At 58.2% G+C, this 18,717-nt stretch carries 13 protein-coding genes; 3 read left to right on the forward strand and 10 right to left on the reverse strand.

Going from position 1 to position 18,717, the window contains the following annotated elements; translation table 11 throughout:
* Nucleotides 1–132: 132 nt before the first annotated feature.
* The 4 genes from DSM3645_RS22955 to DSM3645_RS22970 form a co-directional block, all read right to left on the reverse strand.
* Nucleotides 133–1,122: a helix-turn-helix transcriptional regulator gene (locus DSM3645_RS22955; protein WP_081444977.1), complete on the reverse strand. Its 990-nt coding sequence runs from the start codon at nt 1,120–1,122 to the stop codon at nt 133–135.
* The gene (locus DSM3645_RS22960) at nt 1,049–3,445 is read right to left on the reverse strand and encodes a TolC family protein (protein ID WP_002655004.1); all 2,397 of its coding nucleotides are present in this window, start codon (nt 3,443–3,445) and stop codon (nt 1,049–1,051) included. Before DSM3645_RS22960 ends, DSM3645_RS22955 begins: the two co-directional genes overlap by 74 nt.
* Before the next feature lie 284 nt (nt 3,446–3,729).
* The gene (locus DSM3645_RS22965; RefSeq protein ID WP_002655005.1) at nt 3,730–4,206 is read right to left on the reverse strand and encodes a hypothetical protein; all 477 of its coding nucleotides are present in this window, start codon (nt 4,204–4,206) and stop codon (nt 3,730–3,732) included.
* Nucleotides 4,207–4,253: 47 nt separating this feature from the next.
* On the reverse strand, nt 4,254–6,404 hold the full coding sequence (locus DSM3645_RS22970) for a hypothetical protein (protein WP_040352952.1): 2,151 nt from the start codon (nt 6,402–6,404) through the stop codon (nt 4,254–4,256).
* A 335-nt stretch (nt 6,405–6,739) separates the two neighbouring features.
* Between DSM3645_RS22970 and DSM3645_RS22975 the strand changes: the two genes are divergently transcribed.
* The 3 genes from DSM3645_RS22975 (at nt 6,740) to DSM3645_RS22985 (ending at nt 10,766) form a co-directional block, all read left to right on the forward strand.
* Nucleotides 6,740–7,597, forward strand: coding sequence for a hypothetical protein (locus DSM3645_RS22975; RefSeq protein ID WP_040352953.1), 858 nt, complete (start codon nt 6,740–6,742; stop codon nt 7,595–7,597).
* Nucleotides 7,598–7,789: 192 nt separating this feature from the next.
* Complete coding sequence (locus DSM3645_RS22980) at nt 7,790–10,360, forward strand: DUF11 domain-containing protein (protein ID WP_081444979.1); 2,571 nt, start codon at nt 7,790–7,792, stop codon at nt 10,358–10,360.
* A 79-nt stretch (nt 10,361–10,439) separates the two neighbouring features.
* Nucleotides 10,440–10,766, forward strand: a complete 327-nt coding sequence (locus tag DSM3645_RS22985; RefSeq protein WP_002655010.1) for a DNA polymerase ligase N-terminal domain-containing protein — start codon at nt 10,440–10,442, stop codon at nt 10,764–10,766.
* Here DSM3645_RS22985 and DSM3645_RS22990 read toward each other — a convergent pair.
* From DSM3645_RS22990 to fadA, 6 genes are all read right to left on the reverse strand, one after another.
* Entirely contained in the window at nt 10,721–11,542 is an 822-nt protein-coding gene (locus DSM3645_RS22990; RefSeq protein ID WP_237564916.1) for a hypothetical protein, read from the reverse strand. The two genes, DSM3645_RS22985 and DSM3645_RS22990, sit on opposite strands and share 46 nt — an antisense overlap.
* Before the next feature lie 77 nt (nt 11,543–11,619).
* On the reverse strand, nt 11,620–12,906 hold the full coding sequence (gene tyrS / locus DSM3645_RS22995) for a tyrosine--tRNA ligase (RefSeq protein WP_040353255.1): 1,287 nt from the start codon (nt 12,904–12,906) through the stop codon (nt 11,620–11,622).
* Nucleotides 12,907–13,118: 212 nt separating this feature from the next.
* Nucleotides 13,119–13,802: a 2-C-methyl-D-erythritol 4-phosphate cytidylyltransferase gene (gene ispD, locus DSM3645_RS23000; RefSeq protein ID WP_040353256.1), complete on the reverse strand. Its 684-nt coding sequence runs from the start codon at nt 13,800–13,802 to the stop codon at nt 13,119–13,121.
* A gap of 22 nt (nt 13,803–13,824) precedes the next feature.
* The gene (locus DSM3645_RS23005; protein ID WP_002655014.1) at nt 13,825–15,747 is read right to left on the reverse strand and encodes an acyl-CoA dehydrogenase family protein; all 1,923 of its coding nucleotides are present in this window, start codon (nt 15,745–15,747) and stop codon (nt 13,825–13,827) included.
* Nucleotides 15,748–15,898: 151 nt separating this feature from the next.
* On the reverse strand, nt 15,899–17,527 hold the full coding sequence (locus DSM3645_RS23010; protein WP_002655015.1) for an AMP-dependent synthetase/ligase: 1,629 nt from the start codon (nt 17,525–17,527) through the stop codon (nt 15,899–15,901).
* Nucleotide 17,528: 1 nt separating this feature from the next.
* Nucleotides 17,529–18,689 carry an acetyl-CoA C-acyltransferase FadA gene (fadA, locus tag DSM3645_RS23015; protein ID WP_040353258.1) on the reverse strand — a complete coding sequence of 387 codons (1,161 nt, stop codon included), beginning with the start codon at nt 18,687–18,689 and terminating at the stop codon, nt 17,529–17,531.
* Nucleotides 18,690–18,717 lie beyond the last annotated feature (28 nt).

Raw genomic sequence — 18,717 nt, forward strand, 5'->3', positions numbered from 1 at the left:
CCGTCGAGAAGGATTGAACCCCCTATCCGCTGCGTTCCGCTAACAGAAGCCGCCTACGGCTGCGCCGCCGCGATAGCGGAGCTATCGCAGCCAACCATGCAAATAGCGCAACTTCAAAACACGTTCGGCGGGCTATGAAGGATCGTTCCCATTGTCCGGATATTTATCAATAATTGCCCGTGCGTGCGTGACAACGATCTGCTGCATTTCTGGCGGCTGCAGGACGGTCGCTTGTTCTCCATAGCCGAGAATCCACCACGACATTTCTCGTAACCCCGAGACCGTCACGCGAAAATCGATCGAGCCATCCTCGTTCCACGCGACCTGCTGCGTCTTGTGCCACTGCACTTCGGCGACGTTGGACGCGACCAGCTTGTGAAAGCGGACGACCACTTCTTGATCGGGCCCCTCTTCTGGAATCATGTGCCAGGCGCTGCGGAGATAGCGTTCGACGCGAAAACCGGCGGGGATTTTGAATTCGTCTTCAAGCACGTCGAGCGACAAGATTCGCCCGACTTTGAAGGTGCGTATCGAGCGATGCAACGAGGATCGCCCGATCACGTACCAACTATGCCGACTGAAAAGAAGTTTGTACGGTGACAGCTTCGTGCTGATGTCGGCCTCGTCGAAGAGGCTTTTGTACTGAATACGAACCGAACGGCGATTTCCGACGGCGTCGACCAGTTGCTGATAAACCGTCTCGGCTTCTTGGGGTTGCGGCGAATGCGTCAGCTTGATTTCGACGGCGCCCGAAACGCGTCGCAGCCGACGACGCAGGCGATCCGGCAAACTGTTTTCTAGCTTGGTCGCCGCTTTGCGAGCGTTGGAATAGTAGGGCAATCCACCGCCGTCTCCCAGTTCGCTGCAGAGGACCATTACCGACAGTGCTTCTTCGGCGTTGAGATTGGTCGGGCTCAGAAAGTAAGTATCGGGAATGTGATACCGTTGCGATTCCGAATCGAAAGCGAGGGGCACGCTGGCCCCTCGCAATGTATCAAGATCTCGAAAAATGGTCCGACGACTCACGCCGCACTCGACCGCTAACGAATCAACGTTTTGGGGCCTGCCACTTTGCAGCAGTCCGAGAAGTTGCAGTAGACGTTGGATTCGCGACAGGTTCATAACTGGCGGCTGCCGGTGCTTTCTTAGCAGGCGTGGGCTGCGGGGATGCGGAAGAGCGAACGTCCATATCCTTCATGACTTCCGAGAGACCTAGTTTATTAAAATCGAGCTTCGCTTGCGACTTGGGCGAAGCGGACTTGGTCGGACGAGCCGCTTGGGTCGGCTGCTCGAGCGAAACCCGGGCGACTTTCGATCCGTTTTGCGTCGGCTTCAAACCGATCGGACGCAGCGTGGCGCCGTCCCCTGCGACTTGTTGTCGCTTGGCGGCGGGAGCCATGGCTTGCGTGTCCATCGCGGCCGGAGTCGGCCGAGCCGCCGGGGTCGGCACTTCTTCCATGTAAGGCTGACCCGGCATCGGAGCCTCTTCCCAAATCACGCCTTCCTCGATGTGCTGCGACCCGCTGGGGACCGCTCCGCGGCTGATGACGCCGGGGCGAGTGTAGCCGTAGTTCATGTAATGGCTGGCCGCACGACGACGAGCGTTCCCCTTGGCGTCGAAGTAAGCCTTGTCTGGCCAAGGGCCTTCCGCCAAGTAGACGCCGTTGTAGTCCAACAGGGAACCCTTGCGGAGATGGACGTCTTTGACGGCGATGTTGTATTCGACCAGAGCTTGGAAGTAAGCGATCTGAGCTTCGCTGCGACGACGCTGAGCTTCCAACAGCAAGTCGAGCGTGACCGTACCGGCGTCGTAAGCGGCTTGCACCGAGTCGACTTCTTTGTCGGCGGCGATCAGGCGATTCAGGTTCGACTGCACCAGGTTGTAGTTCGAGTCGAGATCGCGAACCGCATCGGTCAGCAGGTGCGACACTTCCAGTTCCATGTCTTCCAGCACCGCTTTTTCGCGAGCGATGCGGAGTTGAGCGTTGCGAACTCCCGACAGTGCCTGGCGGAAACCGATCGGCATGCTGTACTGAGCTCCCAAGGTCCACTCTTGATAGTTGCCGCCGGTCAGCTCTTGCCAAGCGGTCGAACCGACCGCCGGAAAGTCGCCTGCTCCGGGGTTGCCAGAGATCAACTTGTCGCCCACACCAAGGAAGCGGTACAAGCCAACCACGTCAAGCTGCGGCAACAGTTGGTTGCGAGCGGCGATCATTTCGATCTCACGCTGCTTCAGGCGCCAGCGTTGGCGACGCAGTTCGGCCGACATCGCAATCGCTTCTTCATGAATCTGGAACCAGTCAAACTTCACCCACGCGTCGCTCGGTTCTGACGAGGGACGAATCAGGCGACCATCGTTGGCGGCGATCCCCATGAAGTACCGCAGCGCGTTTTCGGCTTTGTACAAGTCGCGAAGCGCGGCCTGCGTACGAGCACGGAATTCGTAGTACTGCTGGCGAGCCTGAGCTTCTTTCTCGGCTTCGCCCCCTTCGGCGCCTTTTTGCATCAGCGTGAAGATGCGACGCCAGGTCACCAAAGCACTGTCGCGTCCGGTCTTGGCCGCTTCCAGGTTGTGATAGGCGAAGTAGGTTTGCCAGTAGGCTTCTTCCACGTCGCTAACCAGGTTGCGAACGTTGGTTTCAAAGTCGGCCAAGCTGACGTCTTCTCGAACGCGAGCCAACATCACGTTGACGCGATTAACCTGGACGCCCGAACCGCGAAGCAACGGATGACGCGCTTCCAATTCGATGTTGGTTTGCCAGTCGCTGGGCAGCGGCCGCGTGAGCGGGCTACGATTGTTCCATTCGTACTGATAGTTGTTTCGCAAAAAGAACTGCGTACCGGTCGCCGACTTCTTGGTCAACTCGATGGCGCCCGTTCCCAGGTTTTGCTGAAAGACCGACGGGAACAAGGTGTTAGACGAATAGTTTTGCGGGCGATCATTGTTTTGATAATTCGCCGTCATGTTCAATTGCGCGTCAAACTCCGACAGGGCGCCTTCCACACCCAAGGTCGGATCCGATTCGACAATCGCCGGATCGTAGATCGTCGGCATGCCGTCGTTTCGCGTAATCAAGCTGGTCGGAATCGCCTGGCTGGTCAGCGTGGTGCCGGGGATGACGCGGAAGACCGCGTTGCCGCCGGCGGTTCGCAACACCTTGCTATTTTTGAGCGTGATGCTGACCGCTTCTTCGAGCGAGAGTTCCCAGATCTGATCCTTCTCAAGCGAGAAGGGGTCAGAAAGGGTGAACGGCTCGGCCGCGTTCTCTACCTCGGCCAGACTTGGCTCGTTGACGTCCGGATATTCAATCTCGGTCGCCTTATCCAGGTAGGTCGAGAGATCGTTTCTCTCAGTAAAGTAGAACGGCTGCGTCGGATGACAACCCGTCAGTGCCGAAGCGCCGATCAGAATGATCGCCCAATACTTCGCGGTGTGCCGGCTCATGGAATTCCGTTTCCTGATTGAGCCGTACTCAAACGCATCGCGTTCTTTTCGGCTCGGGAAGGTAATCAGTACGTTAGCTGGGCGCAGTCTCCTCGCGGAGACAACGACAACAAAAGCACTGGATCCCCCCCCGGGACCGAACGCCCACAGCATGTGCAGAGCGGCCGTAATCCAGCATGGAAGAGTTATCGGCCAGCCTAACCGGCAAACTTTGAAGAATCCCTACAATCGTCAAAGTTTTCCAACCGAGCCGCTAGCGAAGCGTGGCTAGCGGCGGCGTGCTGCTAGAGATACATGCCGACAAAACCGCCTGACTCGTCGCTTTCGGCCTGGATCTTTTGGATCCGCTGCTCTGTCGCGGATAGATCGCCGGCGGCGATATAGCGATCGAAATCGGCCAGCACGCTGCGTGAAACGGTCGATGCGAACCATTCCACGATCGGTTCCGACAGCCAAGAGCAGGTCTCGCGCGTCAACGATACGTCGAGATCAGCCTGTCGCGCCTTGGTGTCGTCGGCGTTGGTCAGGACCGTTCCCTCAAATCGAAACTCAAGCATCCCATCCGTCTCATGATTGAGCAGATGGAAGACGCATTTGGCGTTATACAGATAAAACGTGTTCAACGCTCCATGCTTTTCCAGCGCATGCTTCAAATTCATGCAGTGCTTCTGATACTTCGGCGAAGCGTCGAGCGGGATATCCATCCGCCCAATCGACCGAAGCGGTAAACAATCAAATTCAATCTCTACCCAGCGCTGCATAACGGTGCTCTTAGAAAGTCAGGAGCCGCGTGTCGTTCGTTCGGTAACTATTTTACCGAATTCGCGCCGCTAGCGAGATCCTTGTTTGCCGTTTTCTTGACCGGCATCACCCAACCGAGCGTCGCCCAGCCGTCGCTAATGACCAAATCTTCCAGCTGCAACGGTCCTGCACCCGCCCAGCGCCCTTTCAATTTCAGCCCTTCGCCGACGATCTCCGGCTCAAACAACGCTTCAAACTTCTTATGAAGAAAGGTCTTCAGCGTAATATCACGAATCCCTTGCCGTTCGCGGCTCAAATATTCGACCGAGACCTCTCCCTCACGCGTCAGTTTGGCGCCTTTTTCCCCGCGTTCGACCAAGTAGACAGCGCTAATCCGGGCTGGATTGTTGAACTCGCTGTCACCGCGGGTGAACTGACGTCCGCGAATCGAGATTTCGATCCGATCTTGCCCAAACCGAACCTCGACCGGCCGCTTATAATCAAAGGTGATCGACCAGGGATCTTTTTCCGGCGTGATCTTCAATTCCTCCGGAACCTCTGTTCCCCGCTCTTTAAGCAGCTCCACCAATTTCACATCGGTCAGCTTGATCCCTCCCAGCAGCACTTCCCCCATATTGGTCGGCATCGACTCATGCAGTTGGACCCCGATATCCGCCGATGATGGCGCCGGCGCCGGAGGAAGCGTTGGCGCCGCCAGCTGAAATCGATTCGCTTTCATCGCCATGACATGAATCGCGTCACTGGTCGACGAGATCTCGAAGATCTCCAGGAATTCGTCGCGGCTATCGAGCGGTTGGCGAACCTCTTTGCGAAGTCGCGTGTTCGCGTCCTGGATTAGTTTGACGGTTTCCGCTTCCATGCGACTGACGACGCGTTGTTCGGCATGTTGCGACGCGATCGCTTCGGCCTGCGACTTCTGCTGGTACGCCTTATTGGTTGCGATGTTTCGGACCAAACCCGAATTGGCCTGAATGGAGTTGAAAGTCGAGGAAGTCCGACATTCGGCCGTAGCTCTCGTATCGCTCACGCCTTCCGCGTCGACCAACAGCGATTTTTTTCCCAAGACCGAAGTGACTCCGCTGGAGTGGACCGTCACTTGGCCGTTGCGGCCAACATTGTTAGTTCTCGTTACGGCGTCTAACACCAGTTGAACTTGGGCGGCGGCGGCGTTGGGGATCAAATTGATTTTCAAATCGCCGACGGTTCGCCCGGTGCCATAAATGCTGGTCCCCAAAATGTTGTCGCGAACCGGCTTCGTGTCATCGACTTTACGGTCGATGCCGTAGCCGACAAATCGTTCCGACGCTGTGAGGAACAGGTTGGGGTAATTCAGCGAGTCGCGCGCACTTTGGACCAATTCCGGAATCTGCCCGCCTTGCGCAAACCAACCAAGTTGGGCGCCGACCGCAGCCGCGTCGTCGGCATTCGGATCGTCAGCGTATTTCTTCAAGTTTTCTACAAGCAGTCCCAGCTGCATTTCATACATCGCTTGGTATTGCTCTGTCGACGCGAAAAATTGCAAGTCGATATAGCGGCGCAGCGCCCGGCGGACGTCGGCAAATTGTTGGTACTCTAAACCTTTGGCGCCCGAGTGGAATCGAAGATAACAACGTTCCAGCATCCCCAAGTCAGGCGACTCGGCGGCGAGCTGTTGCGTCAGATCATCCCACCGCAGATAGCTCTTCCAACCTTGCTCGGTAGCGCTGCCGCTGTCGTGGATGTACTTTTCTAAGACGCCGATCGCCGCTTCGAGTTTGGCCTTCGCTGCGGCCGCTTGCTCGGGCGTCACGGGTCGAAATTTACCCTGGGCATCGACAAAGATTTCCGCGACCGGTTTTTTCTCGGCATCAATCGCTTGAATCCAACTTGCTAATTTGGTCCGGACCAAGACAAATTGCGGTAATTTTAATCCCGGCGCGTCGCTCTGATATTGGTGAAGAACCTTCTCCAGGACTTCCGGCGAGGCTTTGTCCCCCAATTGGATTTGGGTGAGCAACGTATCGCTCAGCAAGTAGTCGTCCCACCCTTGCCGCTTTTTGCCTTCCCCCAACCATTGGCCCAAAGACTGCTGTGCTTTGAAAACTTGCTGAGGGAGCGAATCTTGCCCTTTCACTTGATCTGCGGCGCAAGAAAAGACCGCCGTCACCAAAAGTGCTAGGGTCCAACTAGAGAATTTAGCAACCGTGCTGCGAAACATGGATCATCCTTCAGGAGCAAACGCGAGGGGGTGTAGGTCGCTGCAAAAGTCCTAATCTTGATAACACGAATAGATATCGAAAGCCACTACGTTTTCCCAACCGCCAACTATTGAAACCCGTACAACTCCCACTTATCCTATTCTTCGGGATGCACGCACACTAAGCTTTCTGCGCAATGCGCATGCTCCGCCTAATCTACAGCTTGGTAACCTTGTCACCCGATTGACTCGCATAATCGGCACGCGCTATTCTGAATCTCTTACGTAGCTCATGAATTCGGCAGAATCGGTCTATTCTGTCCATGCTGCTGCGAATCACCCCCAGGGCAAAGTTGATGCTGAAGCGAACCCCCTTAGCAATTGCCGCGCTGCTCGCCATCACTATCACGCAAACAGTCCTCGCCGATACCCCGTATTGGTACGACGACTACTCCACGGCGGTCCGAACGGCGACGAACGAAGGACGGATGCTGCTGATCTACTTCCGTGACGAAGATCAGACCAAGCAAGCCGAGTTCCAACGCGTGCTAGACGACCCCAAAGTCGCCGAGCTGCTCAACAACTACATTCTAGCCGAGCTTCCCATCGACGCGACTGTCGGAACCAAGTCCGGCACTACCAAGTTAATGTCGCACGACTCCTTCCAACATATGGCGGGTCAGCCGGGCATCGCGATTGTCGATTATGTCGATTCTCAGGATGAAACCTACGGCTACGTCGTTAGTCAGTTCCCGTTCCGCGACCGCCGTGTTCGCAGCATTCAGCAAATGCAGACCATCCTGTCGCTTCCCCGCGGATCTCTGACGCAGCGAACTTTAATCTACGCGGTCCGAATGCATCCGGAACGCCCACGCAGCACGAACGGAGCCTTCCGTCGTCTGCTTGCGGTCGCGACGTTCCAACACAGTCGTCTGCAAGCACGGATGCAACTGCAAGGACATCATTCGTGGGAGTCTCGGTTCCACCAACTCTCGGGCCAACTTCCCGGCCACATGCTGCCGACTGAAGTGTGCGCCGAAAGCTGGCCCGGCCAGAATCTGGAAGACGCCGCAATCGAATGCGTTCATAGCTGGCGCCACTCGTCGGGTCACTGGTCAGCCGTTAGCGCTGACAACACTTATTACGCTTATGACATGAAGCGTGGTAATAACGGCATCTGGTACGCCACCGGCATCTTCGCCAAGAACCGCTAAAAGCGGTTGAAACTCACTACCGCCGGTGCAATCGCTAGCACCGGCGCGTAGATGTTGATTTTCTACCGCATGCGGTGATGTAAATTCGCCGCATGTCCTCATTTCGCATGCTAGGTTTGCCTAGCCCGCATTCTTTCTGTGCGCGGCGGCAAACCAATTCGGCGGCTCAGTCGGCCCAAACCGAGTAGTAGCATGCGTCTAGTACATCCTGACAACACGAGACGATTCGTTGTGATCGCACTGCTCGTTTCCCTGGGGGGAAGCGGCTGTACCTCGGTCCGCGTTCCGGCCATCGATCCGACCGGGCGTAGTATCTTCACGTGCAATCAGTCGACGTCGCTCACCGGGCCCGCCGATGCCCTGCCGAAGCCGGCCTACGCCGCTCCACCCACTCCTGGTCCATGCAACGTCCCCGGCGTCGCCGTCAGTACCCCGTTGCCGAAACCTCCCAAAGGCGCCATCGAGCCGGAGAAGTCGCTCAGTCTCTCGCCGTCACGCGTCGTCGCGCCGGTGGGGACCGAAGTCGTTCTGGTCGCCGGCCTGAACGGCGATGAATGCTGCTTAACGCAAGGAGGACGTCCTATCAAATGGATGCTCTCGCAAGATAGCGTCGGCCACTTCTCCGAAGTCGGCGGCAGAGACACGACGACCCGGTTCGCTTCGTTCGGGGGCGAGCAAGGAATCATCAGCCCGGTCTACGCCGTGGGGCGTACGCAGTTGTGCGATCAAACGGTCGATCGCGGTACCGAGATCCCCGGCGACGATGTTCGCGTGCTGCGCGGCCAAAACTGGATCAGCGTCAGCTCTTCGTCCCCCGGCACGAGTCGCGTCACCGCGCTCGCCACCAAACTAGAAAACTGGCCCGCTCGTCAGCGCGTCGCGACCGTGGAGTGGATCGACGCTCAGTGGCAACTGCCGACTTCCGCCTTTCAACGAGCGGGCGAACGCGCCTTCCTGACCACGACGGTCACGAGCCAAACGACCAATTCGCCGCTCGACTCGTGGATCGTCAAATACGAATTGATCGACGGAGCCGCCGCCGGATTTATCGTCAACGGGGTTGTCGCGACGACGCCGGCTGTGGAAGTGACGACCGACTCGACCGGTCGCGCCACTGCCGAAATCGCCCCCGCTTCCCGCGATCAGCCCGGCGTCGCTCGCGTACGGATCACCGTGATTCGTCCCGCTCATGCTCGCTTTGGCACCAGCGAACGTCTGACGCTTGCCTCGGGCGACGCAACGGTCACTTGGAGCGCCCCGCAATTGTCGGCCGAAATCGCCGGTCCGGCGGTCGCCGAGATCGACTCGACGGCGACTTACGACCTGGTGATCTCCAATCAAGGGGATGTGCCGGCCAGCAATGTCGTCGCGTTTATTACTTTGCCGCCTGGGGTCCGCTTCGCCCAAAGTAGTCTACAGCCGACCGAACGAGGTAACGATATCCAATGGAGCATCGGTACGCTGGAAGCGAGAGGTTATCGACGAATCCAACTAGTCTGCAACGTCACCGGCGCCGGCGATCATCGGATCTGCCTGAACGCTTCTGCGGACGGCGAGTTGCGACATTCTAGTTGCACCAACACCCAAGTCGCATCCAATAATATCTCGGTCCAGATCAACAGCCCGCAGTCGATCACCAACGGGTCGCAGTTCGACACGATCATCACCATTCGGAACAACGGGACCAACCCGCTGACCAACCTGGTGCTGCGTGACGAGTTCTCGACCGGTCTCGAGCATATCAGCGGCGTCGGCAACATGATTGCAACCAACCCCGTTTCGCTGGCCCCCGGTCAGACGATCAATGAAACGCTCACTTTCCAAGCAGTTGGAACCGGTCGGCAGTGCCACCGCATGACGGTGACCGCCGATGGCGAAACGCCGGTCCTGCGAGAAGCGTGCGTCGAAATCGCACCTCCAGCCGCACAGCCCAACTACAACTTGACCTTTGTCGCCAGCGATCCCTTGGCGACGCCTGGCCAAACGGTGCAATCGGTCCCGCAAGGCGCCGACGTCCTCTTCACGCTGCGGCTCGAAAACATCGGCAGCACGCCGCTGACGGCGGTTCGCGTTGACATCAACTACGACGCGAACCTGACCGGGCTAGAAGCGACCCAAAATTCCGACAACACGGAACTACGGACCGTCAAATGGCGATACGACAACGGCATTGCTCCGGGCCAAAGCGCCGAGCTTCGCCTTCTTTGCCGAGCCGACGAGCTCTCGCAAGCCGCCTGTGCTCGCGCTACGGTCAGCACCGGCGAAACGCAACCGCAGACGAAGCAGTATTGCGTGCAAATCACGCCCCCCACCACTCGCCCGCAAGAACAACCCCCGGCAGTTAATCCCAACGGCGGCAACAATACTCCACCGGCGACTCAGCAAGGGAAACTGACGGCCAAGATCGCTTCGCTGCAGGGTGACGTTAACATCGGTGCGACGATCAAGTATGTCCTGTACGTGAAAAACGATCCGCCGATGGCGGACGAAAATGTCCAGGTCACGCTTCGCTTGTCGCCGGGACTCAATTTCAAGAGCGTTGTCCTGAAAGATGGCGCCATCGGCAGACCGCAGTCGAACCCGGCGAACAACAGCGTGATTTTGCCAGCGATCAAATATCTTCCTCCCAACGCCACGTTAGAATTTGAGATCGAAGCGGTCGCCACCACGGCCGGCCCGCAAACGATTGTCGCCGAAGCGACAAGCGCCAGAGCCCGCGAATTGGCGACCTCGCAAGAGACGACCAATGCGTTTCCGAACTAGATAGGGCAGGTCCGCACGACGGCCCAGCATTCTCTAACTAGCGCCGGCGGGCGAAGAGGAGTTTTGCTAGAATGCCGGCATGAAACGTTTCGTTCTCCTCTATCATCAGTTCCCGCCGGACCATGCCGACAAGAGTCACTATGACTTGATGTTGGAAGCGGAAGGGCTGCTGCGAACCTGGCGATTGGGCGAGAAGCCAGACATGCTGCAGCCGGTTGCAGGGCAGCCGATTGCCGACCATCGTCTGGCCTACCTGGACTACGAGGGAGAAGTCTCCGGCGATCGGGGCTCGGTCACGCGAATCGATCAGGGCGAATATGAGATCGTCCGAGACGATGCGACAACGCTGATCGTCAACCTTTACGGCAACGTATTAAGCGGCCGACTGGCGGTCTTGATCTCTTGATCGGCATCCGCTTCAGGCGCGACCGGCGCCGCTGGTTCGACGGCGGCTTCGGGCGCTTTCAGCGTTTCCCCGGCTAAGAAAATTTCTCCGTCACGCAGTTCCAACGTATCGATCCGGATGATTCCTTCGATCTGGTCCCCTTCGCTGGGCACTGTCACGAGGGCCACGGGATCTCCGTCGACTTGTTGCCAGCGCAGCGGGATCTTCGCTTCTTCGGCGCGGCGGGCTACTTCGTCCAGCAAACTGCCAAGCGGAAACGGCAAGGATCCGGCCGCGACATTGCGGATCTGAATCGCGACGACGTTTTCTTCGTCTTCCACCAGATAGGCGTCGATCGCTAATGACATGACCGAATGGAACTGCTGTCCCTCAAAGCGACAGCCGAGCTTCACCTGGCGCTCTTGGATCGAGATGCGGGGATCGTGCATTCCGGAGGGGAGCAACTTCGGAAACTTTTCTTCCAGATCCGACGCCAACCAACCATTGATTTGGTCGTTGGTCAGACGCAGTTGCCAGCGGGACGGTTTGCGGATTTCGTTAGAGAAAGCGAAAACTTGCTCTTCGAGGATCTCGCCGGTCTCTTGCGCGGCGGCCGGCTCGATCTTGAGAGCCGCCGTATAGAATTCCGGCACATGACGCGTCGCCTGATACATGTAGATGCTTATGCCGCTGATCACCACGATCAGCGTTACTACCGCACAGGTCGCGATCTTCCACGACAATTTCATTTTCGACAGAAATCCCGCTACATCGAACACGCCAAGTTGGGAGGACATCGAAATGTTACGGGCGTCGCGGCGGCAGGTCAATTGAAACCAGCGACCGCTAGCGATGTCGGCGCCGCTCTCTGGAACTAGCTTTGGAAACGAAGCAGCGCGTATTTCTTTTTACCGCTTCGCAAGACCATGACCGTTTCGCTCGCCAAATCACGCTCAGTCAGCGCCTGGTCGACCCCTTCGGCGCGGACATTGTTGACGTAGGCGCCCCCCTGGCTAATGGCACGCCGGGCCTCTCCCTTGCTTTTGGCCAATCCTGCTTCGACAAATGCGTCGAGCAGGCTCAGCCCATCGCCGGTCAGCCGATCGCGCGCCAACTCGCTACTGGGGACGTCGGCGAAGATTTGGCCCAATTGGGCGTCATTCATGTCTTCAATCGTCCCGCCAAAGAAAATCTCGGTCGCGCGCCGAGCGGTCGACAGACCTTCGTCTCCATGGATCAACTGCGTCAGATGCTCGGCCAGGCTCTTTTGGCTGGCCCGCTGATGCGGTTCTTCTGCGCGCGATTTGTCGAGAGTCTCAATTTCTTCGTGCGACAGTTCGGTCAAAAACCGCAAGCACTTGCCGGCATCTTCGTCCGCGACGTTAAACCAGTATTGATAAAACGCATAGGGACTGGTTCGTTCGGCCGAGAGCCAGATGGCGCCTGACTCGGTCTTCCCCATCTTCGTGCCGTCCGCTTTGGTCAACAGCGGACAGGTCATGCCGAACAGCTGCTTCTGATGCATGCGGCGGCCTAGCTCGGTGCCGGCGGTGATATTGCCCCACTGATCGCTGCCGCCGATCTGCAGTTCGCAGTCGTAGGCTTGATTCAAATGCACAAAGTCATACGCCTGCAGCAGCATGTAGCTGAACTCGGTATAGCTAATCCCCGAGTCTTCCCGCTCTAGACGATTCCGAATGGAATCCTTCGCCATCATCACGTTGACCGGAAAATGCTTACCGACATCTCGCAGGAATTCGAGATAGGTGAACTTATTCATCCAATCGAAATTGTTGACCAACTGGGCGCCCGCCGGCGTCTCATCAAAGTCAACCAGCTTGGCGACCTGGGCTTTGATGCCGGCGACGTTTTGCTCGAGCTGGTCCACCGACAACAGATTGCGTTCGGCGCTTTTACCGCTCGGATCGCCGATCATGCCGGTCGCTCCGCCGACGAGCGCAATCGGTCGATGGCCTGCTTTTTGGAATCGCCGCAGTTGCATCAACGGCAGCAGACTGCCGACATGCAAACTCTCGGCGGTCGGATCAAAGCCGGCGTAGACGGTCCGCGGCTTTTCGTTCAGCCACTTTTGCAGATGATCGTCCGCCGTCGTTTGATAGACCAGTCCGCGCCATTTCAAGTCGGCGAAAATATCGTTCATCAGAAGCTTCCAGCAGGTGAAACGTCGCAATCGGCCCAGAAGAATTCCGAGCCAAGCGGCCATTTTAGGTCCACGGGGGCTCCAGGAAAAGGCGAGCGAATCAACGGCAGTAGGCGTAAACGGTGAGAGGCCCCAATCCGAGGCTGGAATTGCACCGTCCGCGTCACCATTCCTCTTCGTAGCCCGCAGCGCGAGCGAGGGACGAAGAGAAGTCAGATCATCCCCAACGTCGCTTCGGCGATCACCAGATCTTCCTGCGTCGTGATCTTCCGATTCAGCTGCGAGCCGGGGACGATCAGCACGCGGCGTCCCATTTTCTCGAGCAATTGGGCGTCATCGGTCACGGCGTCAGCAGTGCGGGTTTCGTACGCTGCGGCGAACCAATCGCGGCGAAAGACTTGCGGCGTTTGCGCTTCCCAGATGCCGGCTCGCGAGACGGTCTCTTGGATCGTGCGGTCATCAAATACCCGCTTGAGCGTGCCGGCGACCGGTGTCGCCAACATTGCGGCGCCATGTTCGATCGCCGCGGCGAAGACGTTATCGATCAGACGATCGCTAATGCAGGGGCGAGCCGCATCGTGAACGGCGATCATCTCGATATCTTCGTCGACCAGCGCCAACGCGTTGGCGATCGAATCGCTGCGCTCGGCGCCTCCTAGCGCGATCGAAAGATGCAAGCGGTCAATATCAACCGCATAGTCCGCGCGGAACGTCTCTTCATCCTCAGGCGAGATCACGACAATTAACTGCCGCACATCATCCCGCGCGGCGAAACGTTTGGCGCTATGCAGCCAAACCGCTTCACCAGCCAGCGATGCGTAGACCTTCTTTTGCCGCGGATCGCCAAACCGCGTGCTGCGACCAGCCGCCGGCAAGATGACGCCAAAGTTTCTCACCGGCACTTCCCTTTGCTAATCGCTATTTCTCGTACTTCATCAAAATTTCGTCCGGCGCCCCTTCGACTCCGGGGAAACCGTTCTCGGCAATCGCCGAACCCAGTTCGGTCACGCGGCGGAAGTGACGATCGCTGACCGGTTTGTTCAGAATTTCGTTCGTCATATCCCGGCAGATGATGTCGGCCGCGGCGCGAACCATTTCGTTCTCTTGCTGCGCGGCGTACAAACTGGTGCAAAGTATCGTAATCAATTTTTGCACCTGACTTGAGAGGAGCGACATGCGGCACTGGCGATCGGCCAGCTTCAACTGGTGCTTGCGCATCACGCCAGAAATCGTCAGCGGCATCGCCTGCAAGCCTTCAGACGCAAACTGAGCATGCGCCTTCAGATTGTCTGGCATCTCCGGATAGTGGGGACGCGGTTTCGGCGTGACATATTCCTTCATCAGCCAACCGGCGTACGGCGCGACGGCGCCCTTGAGCGCCCAAGCATGCGCCGGATTCAGCGGATTCGGCTTTTTGATCCCGGCGGCGGCCAGCGCTTTTCCGACCGCTTCAAAGTACTTCGTGCCGTGCTGTTTGACGAGCGATTTGAAGAACGCCATCCCCAGCATCTCCCCTTCGCCTTCGTAAATGCAAGGAGCAAGATACTCGTGGACATTGTCTCCAAACATATGACCATGCAGGAACGAACGACCGCCGTGCGTTTTCATATAGAGCTCAATCGCCGCTTCCTTCTGCGCTTCGCTGCCGAAGATCTTGGCGATAATGCACTCCATTTCGCCGCGATAGCCAGAGTCGATCAAGGTTGAGCACCACGCGACCAGCGCGTCGGCGGCGACAATCAATCCCGCCATGCGGCCGAGTCGGCGACAGACCAGCTCGCGCCGGGCGATCGGTTCGCCGTACGTTTCGCGGAACTTGGCCCATGGGATCATGCTAGCCATCATCAGTCGCATCGTGCCGGCGGCGTTCGCACAAAGCGAGATGCGACCCAGATTGAGCCCGTGGTAAGCGATCGTCAGGCCGTTCCCCTTGATCGGCTCTAACAAATTCTCTTTCGGAACGAGGAAATCTTTGAAGATGATGCCGCGGTTGTAAGTGTGCTTCAGCGCCCACAAGCCATATTTGCGCAGCTGGAAGTTGTCGTTCTCTTCGTCCGGCAAGTCGACCACCAGCACCGCGGGCTTGTTTTCGATCAGGCAAACCAGGCCGATCGTTCGTCCCGGCGTGATGTTGGTGATAAATAGCTTTTCGCCGTTCACCACATAGTGATCTCCCTGCAGCACGGCCGTCGTACGCAGCGCCGTCAGGTCAGACCCGGCGCAAGGTTCGGTCAATGCGAACGCCGATAAACGCTCGCCGCTGGCCAGCTTTGGCAGCCAACGTTGCTTTTGTTCTTCATCGCCGAACGTCCCGACCGGATCGACCGCGCCAATACACCCATGCACCGAAGCGAGCCCGGCGATCGTGGGATCGGCCATCGCCATGCGGGTCAGAAAGGGGGCGAAACTGCGGAACGGCGTTCCGCTGCCCCCATATTTTTTGTCGACCAGCAGCCCCCAATAACCGGCGGCGCCCAACGCGTCCATCACCTCGGCGGTGATCTTCCCTTCTTCGTTGTGCAGCTTGCCTTCGGCCTTGAAGCGATTAACGACGGCGATCGAATCGTCCATCACTTTGCGAATCTCAGCCGGCGTTTCTTCGGGCTGCGGCAAAAAGAGATCGATATCAAAGCCGCGGTCCCACACCACGCGGTGCGCCGGACTGTTGACCGTTTGGTACTGCGGCAGAAAGAGCTTTTCGACCTGATCGTCGGCGCTGTCGATCGCGCCGGTGCGTCGTGCTTCTTCCGCGCTTTTGCCCCCTAATTTGAGAGCAGTTTCGGCGAACGACTCTTGGTCGTTGGACTCAGGACGGGGGCTTTCAGGCATTTGGGTCGACATCGGGGATCTCCTTCCAGGGGTGTACTCCATTTTACCGTATAAACGACGTTCCGCCTGCTTTCTTTTCTGAACTAATGCCGCTTAAACCCTGTTTTCCCATAGGGTTACAAACGACAGGAATCTCCTATCCGTTACGACACTGCTTCGCTTCCTATCGATACATCGCTTTGATCTCGACCGCGCAGTTTCGTTGAATCAGTTCGCGGCGGAGTGATAACTTGGGGGTCATCTCGCCAGAATCAGGCGTAAACCCGCGTCCCATCAGCGTGAACCGCGCGATCTGCTCATGCTTCGGATGATCGGCCAGCAAGCGATTGATCCGCTCGCGATAGGTCGCCAACACTTTGCGATGCCGCAGCGCGCCCCGCCGCGAGAATACCCACAGATGTTGTCGGCGAATCTCGCGCCGCAGTTCGTCCGGATCAGGCACAATCAGCGCCGTCAAAAAGTTGCGACCTTCGCCGATCACGATCGCTTGGGCGATCAGCGGATCGGAAGCCAACACCGATTCAATCTGTCCAGGCGCCACCTTCTTGCCGGTGGCGGTGACGATCAACTCTTTTTTCCGACCGGTGATAAACAGAAAATTGTCTTCGTCCAATCGCCCCAGATCGCCGGTATGCAGCCAACCCTCCGAGTCGATCACCGCCGCGGTCGCCGCTTCGTCACGATAGTAGCCCGGCATGACATGCGGCCCGCGCGTCAGTACTTCGCCGTCGGCAGCGATTTTTACTTCGACGCGGGGGAGCGCTTTGCCAACGCTGCCGCGGCGATAGACCTTTTTGGATGAAGCCGTGATGACCGGCGCCGATTCTGACAGGCCATAACCGTTGCGGATCGGCGTCTCTTGTTGGGCGAAGATCTCCGCCGCGTAGTCGGCCAGCGCCGCACCGCCGCTGGCGCACATCTTGATGCGACCGCCGAGCATATTCTGCAGCGCACCCGGTTCGTTGATCTTCCCCTGCGCACGTACCGCGTCGGCCACCTTTTGATAAAAGTAGGGAACGCCGTTGATCAAGGTCGGCCGCATCAACTTGCAGTCGTCCAAGATCGTCTCGCGTGAGCGGGCCAGGACCATCTCGTTGCCTAAGATGATCCACGTATAAAGATCGCAAGTTCGCGCGTACAAGTGACTGAACGGCAAAAAAGTAAGTCGCCGATCGGCCGCCGAATCTTCAAACGCTTCGACCAACGCCAACGCATCAAAAGCCAAGTTCGAATGGGACAGCATGACCCCCTTCGGCACGCCGGTAGTGCCGCTGGTATAGACGATCGTCGCCAAGGAGGCTGGATCAGGAGACCGCAGTTCGCAGAGATTCGCGGCGTCGACCGTCAGAAAATCCCACGACTCTAGCTCGCAGCCTGCGTTGAGATCGACCAGGCTGACGTTCTCATTATCACGGGCCGGTTGCGTTGGGTCTTCCTCCGTCAGCGAACGAATCGATCGCTGCGCGCCGCTATGCTCCAGCAGACGCTGCCGCTCTTCGGCCTTGTACGTCACATGCAGCGGCACGCTGACGGCGCCGACTGCGGCCAGCGCCAAGTCAGCGACGATCCACTCATGGCAGTTGGGCAACTCCACCGCGACGCGATCGCCAGACGCGACTCCCAAGCGACGCAAGCTAGCAGCGACCGCCGCCACATCCGCCGCAAGATCGATCCACGTGCAACTTCGAAATTCCCCCGCTTCGTACGTCCAGAGAGCCGGCGCTTCGCCGCTCGCGGTAACGCGACGGACAAACAGTTCGAACATCGACTCGCCATGGATCGGGGCCGACATGCTAGTCGATCCGCTCAAAGATGGTGGCGATTCCCTGACCGGCGCCGATGCACATCGTCGCGAGACCATACTTCACTTGGCGGTCGACCATTGCGTGAATCAACGTCGTCGCAATGCGAGCGCCGCTACAACCCAGCGGATGCCCAATCGCGATCGCTCCGCCGCGAACGTTGACCTTGCTGACATCCAGCTTGAGCGCCCGGATGCAGGCGAGCGACTGCGACGCGAACGCTTCGTTCAGTTCGATCAGGTCGATATCTTCGATCTTCAGCCCGGCGCGCTGCAACGCTTTTTTGGTCGCGGGAATCGGCCCAGTCCCCATCACGCTGGGATCAACGCCGGCGACGGCCGTCGCGACGACGCGGACCAGCGGTTTCAGGCCCAGCTCTTTCGCTTTCCCATCCGACATCAGCAGCAGCGCCGCGGCGCCATCGTTAAGCGGCGAGCTATTGCCGGCGGTAACCGTTCCTGAACCCGGCATAAAGGCCGGCTGCAAGGCCGCGAGCGCTTCGATACTCGCGTCGGTCCGCACGCACTGATCCATGGTGATCAGCGTTCGCTGACCTTCTTCATTGCGACCGTAGATCGGGACAATTTCATTTTTGAACTCCCCTTCGGCATAGGCCGCGGTCGCTTTTTTGTGGCTAGCCAACGCGAACTCATCCTGATCGCTGCGCGTGATCTCTTGGGTCTGCGCCAAAAATTCGGCAGTGATCCCCATCATCAACGCCGCTTTCGAAGTTTGCTGAAAGAGTTTGGGGTTGATGTCGAGCCCATGGTCCATCGGCACATGCTGCATATGCTCGAGCCCACCGGCGATTTGGACATCTTCGGCGCCTGCCAAAATACTGTGCGCGGCTTGGTTGAGCGCTTGCAGACTGCTGCCGCACAAGCGATTCATCGTCGCGCCGCCGGCGGTATGCGGAACGCCAGACATCAGCCCGATCAGGCGGCCGACGTTCAGCCCTTGTTCGAGCGTTTGCTGCGTATTGCCGAAGATCACGTCTTCGATTTCTTGCGGCGGTACGCCGGTGCGCGCCAGCAACGCTTCGACGCAGGCAACCGCCAGATCGTCGCTGCGAACGTCACGAAAAACGCCCTTTTCAGCATGCGCGCGACCAATCGCCGTGCGAACGCCATCTATCACTACGGCTTGTGTCATCGCCGTCATCCTTTTGTTGGGTTACCGC

This window comes from Blastopirellula marina DSM 3645, from assembly GCF_000153105.1.
In the GTDB taxonomy this organism is placed as follows: domain Bacteria; phylum Planctomycetota; class Planctomycetia; order Pirellulales; family Pirellulaceae; genus Blastopirellula; species Blastopirellula marina.

Coding starts and splice junctions, on each gene's coding strand:
- DSM3645_RS22955 (WP_081444977.1), bottom strand. CDS start 1,122: ATGAACCTGTCGCGAATCCAACGTCTACTGCAACTTCTCGGACTGCTG.
- DSM3645_RS22960 (WP_002655004.1), bottom strand. CDS start 3,445: ATGAGCCGGCACACCGCGAAGTATTGGGCGATCATTCTGATCGGCGCT.
- DSM3645_RS22965 (WP_002655005.1), bottom strand. CDS start 4,206: ATGCAGCGCTGGGTAGAGATTGAATTTGATTGTTTACCGCTTCGGTCG.
- DSM3645_RS22970 (WP_040352952.1), bottom strand. CDS start 6,404: ATGTTTCGCAGCACGGTTGCTAAATTCTCTAGTTGGACCCTAGCACTT.
- DSM3645_RS22975 (WP_040352953.1), top strand. CDS start 6,740: ATGCTGAAGCGAACCCCCTTAGCAATTGCCGCGCTGCTCGCCATCACT.
- DSM3645_RS22980 (WP_081444979.1), top strand. CDS start 7,790: ATGCGTCTAGTACATCCTGACAACACGAGACGATTCGTTGTGATCGCA.
- DSM3645_RS22985 (WP_002655010.1), top strand. CDS start 10,440: ATGAAACGTTTCGTTCTCCTCTATCATCAGTTCCCGCCGGACCATGCC.
- DSM3645_RS22990 (WP_237564916.1), bottom strand. CDS start 11,542: ATGTCCTCCCAACTTGGCGTGTTCGATGTAGCGGGATTTCTGTCGAAA.
- tyrS (WP_040353255.1), bottom strand. CDS start 12,906: ATGAACGATATTTTCGCCGACTTGAAATGGCGCGGACTGGTCTATCAA.
- DSM3645_RS23005 (WP_002655014.1), bottom strand. CDS start 15,747: ATGTCGACCCAAATGCCTGAAAGCCCCCGTCCTGAGTCCAACGACCAA.
- DSM3645_RS23010 (WP_002655015.1), bottom strand. CDS start 17,527: ATGTCGGCCCCGATCCATGGCGAGTCGATGTTCGAACTGTTTGTCCGT.
- fadA (WP_040353258.1), bottom strand. CDS start 18,689: ATGACACAAGCCGTAGTGATAGATGGCGTTCGCACGGCGATTGGTCGC.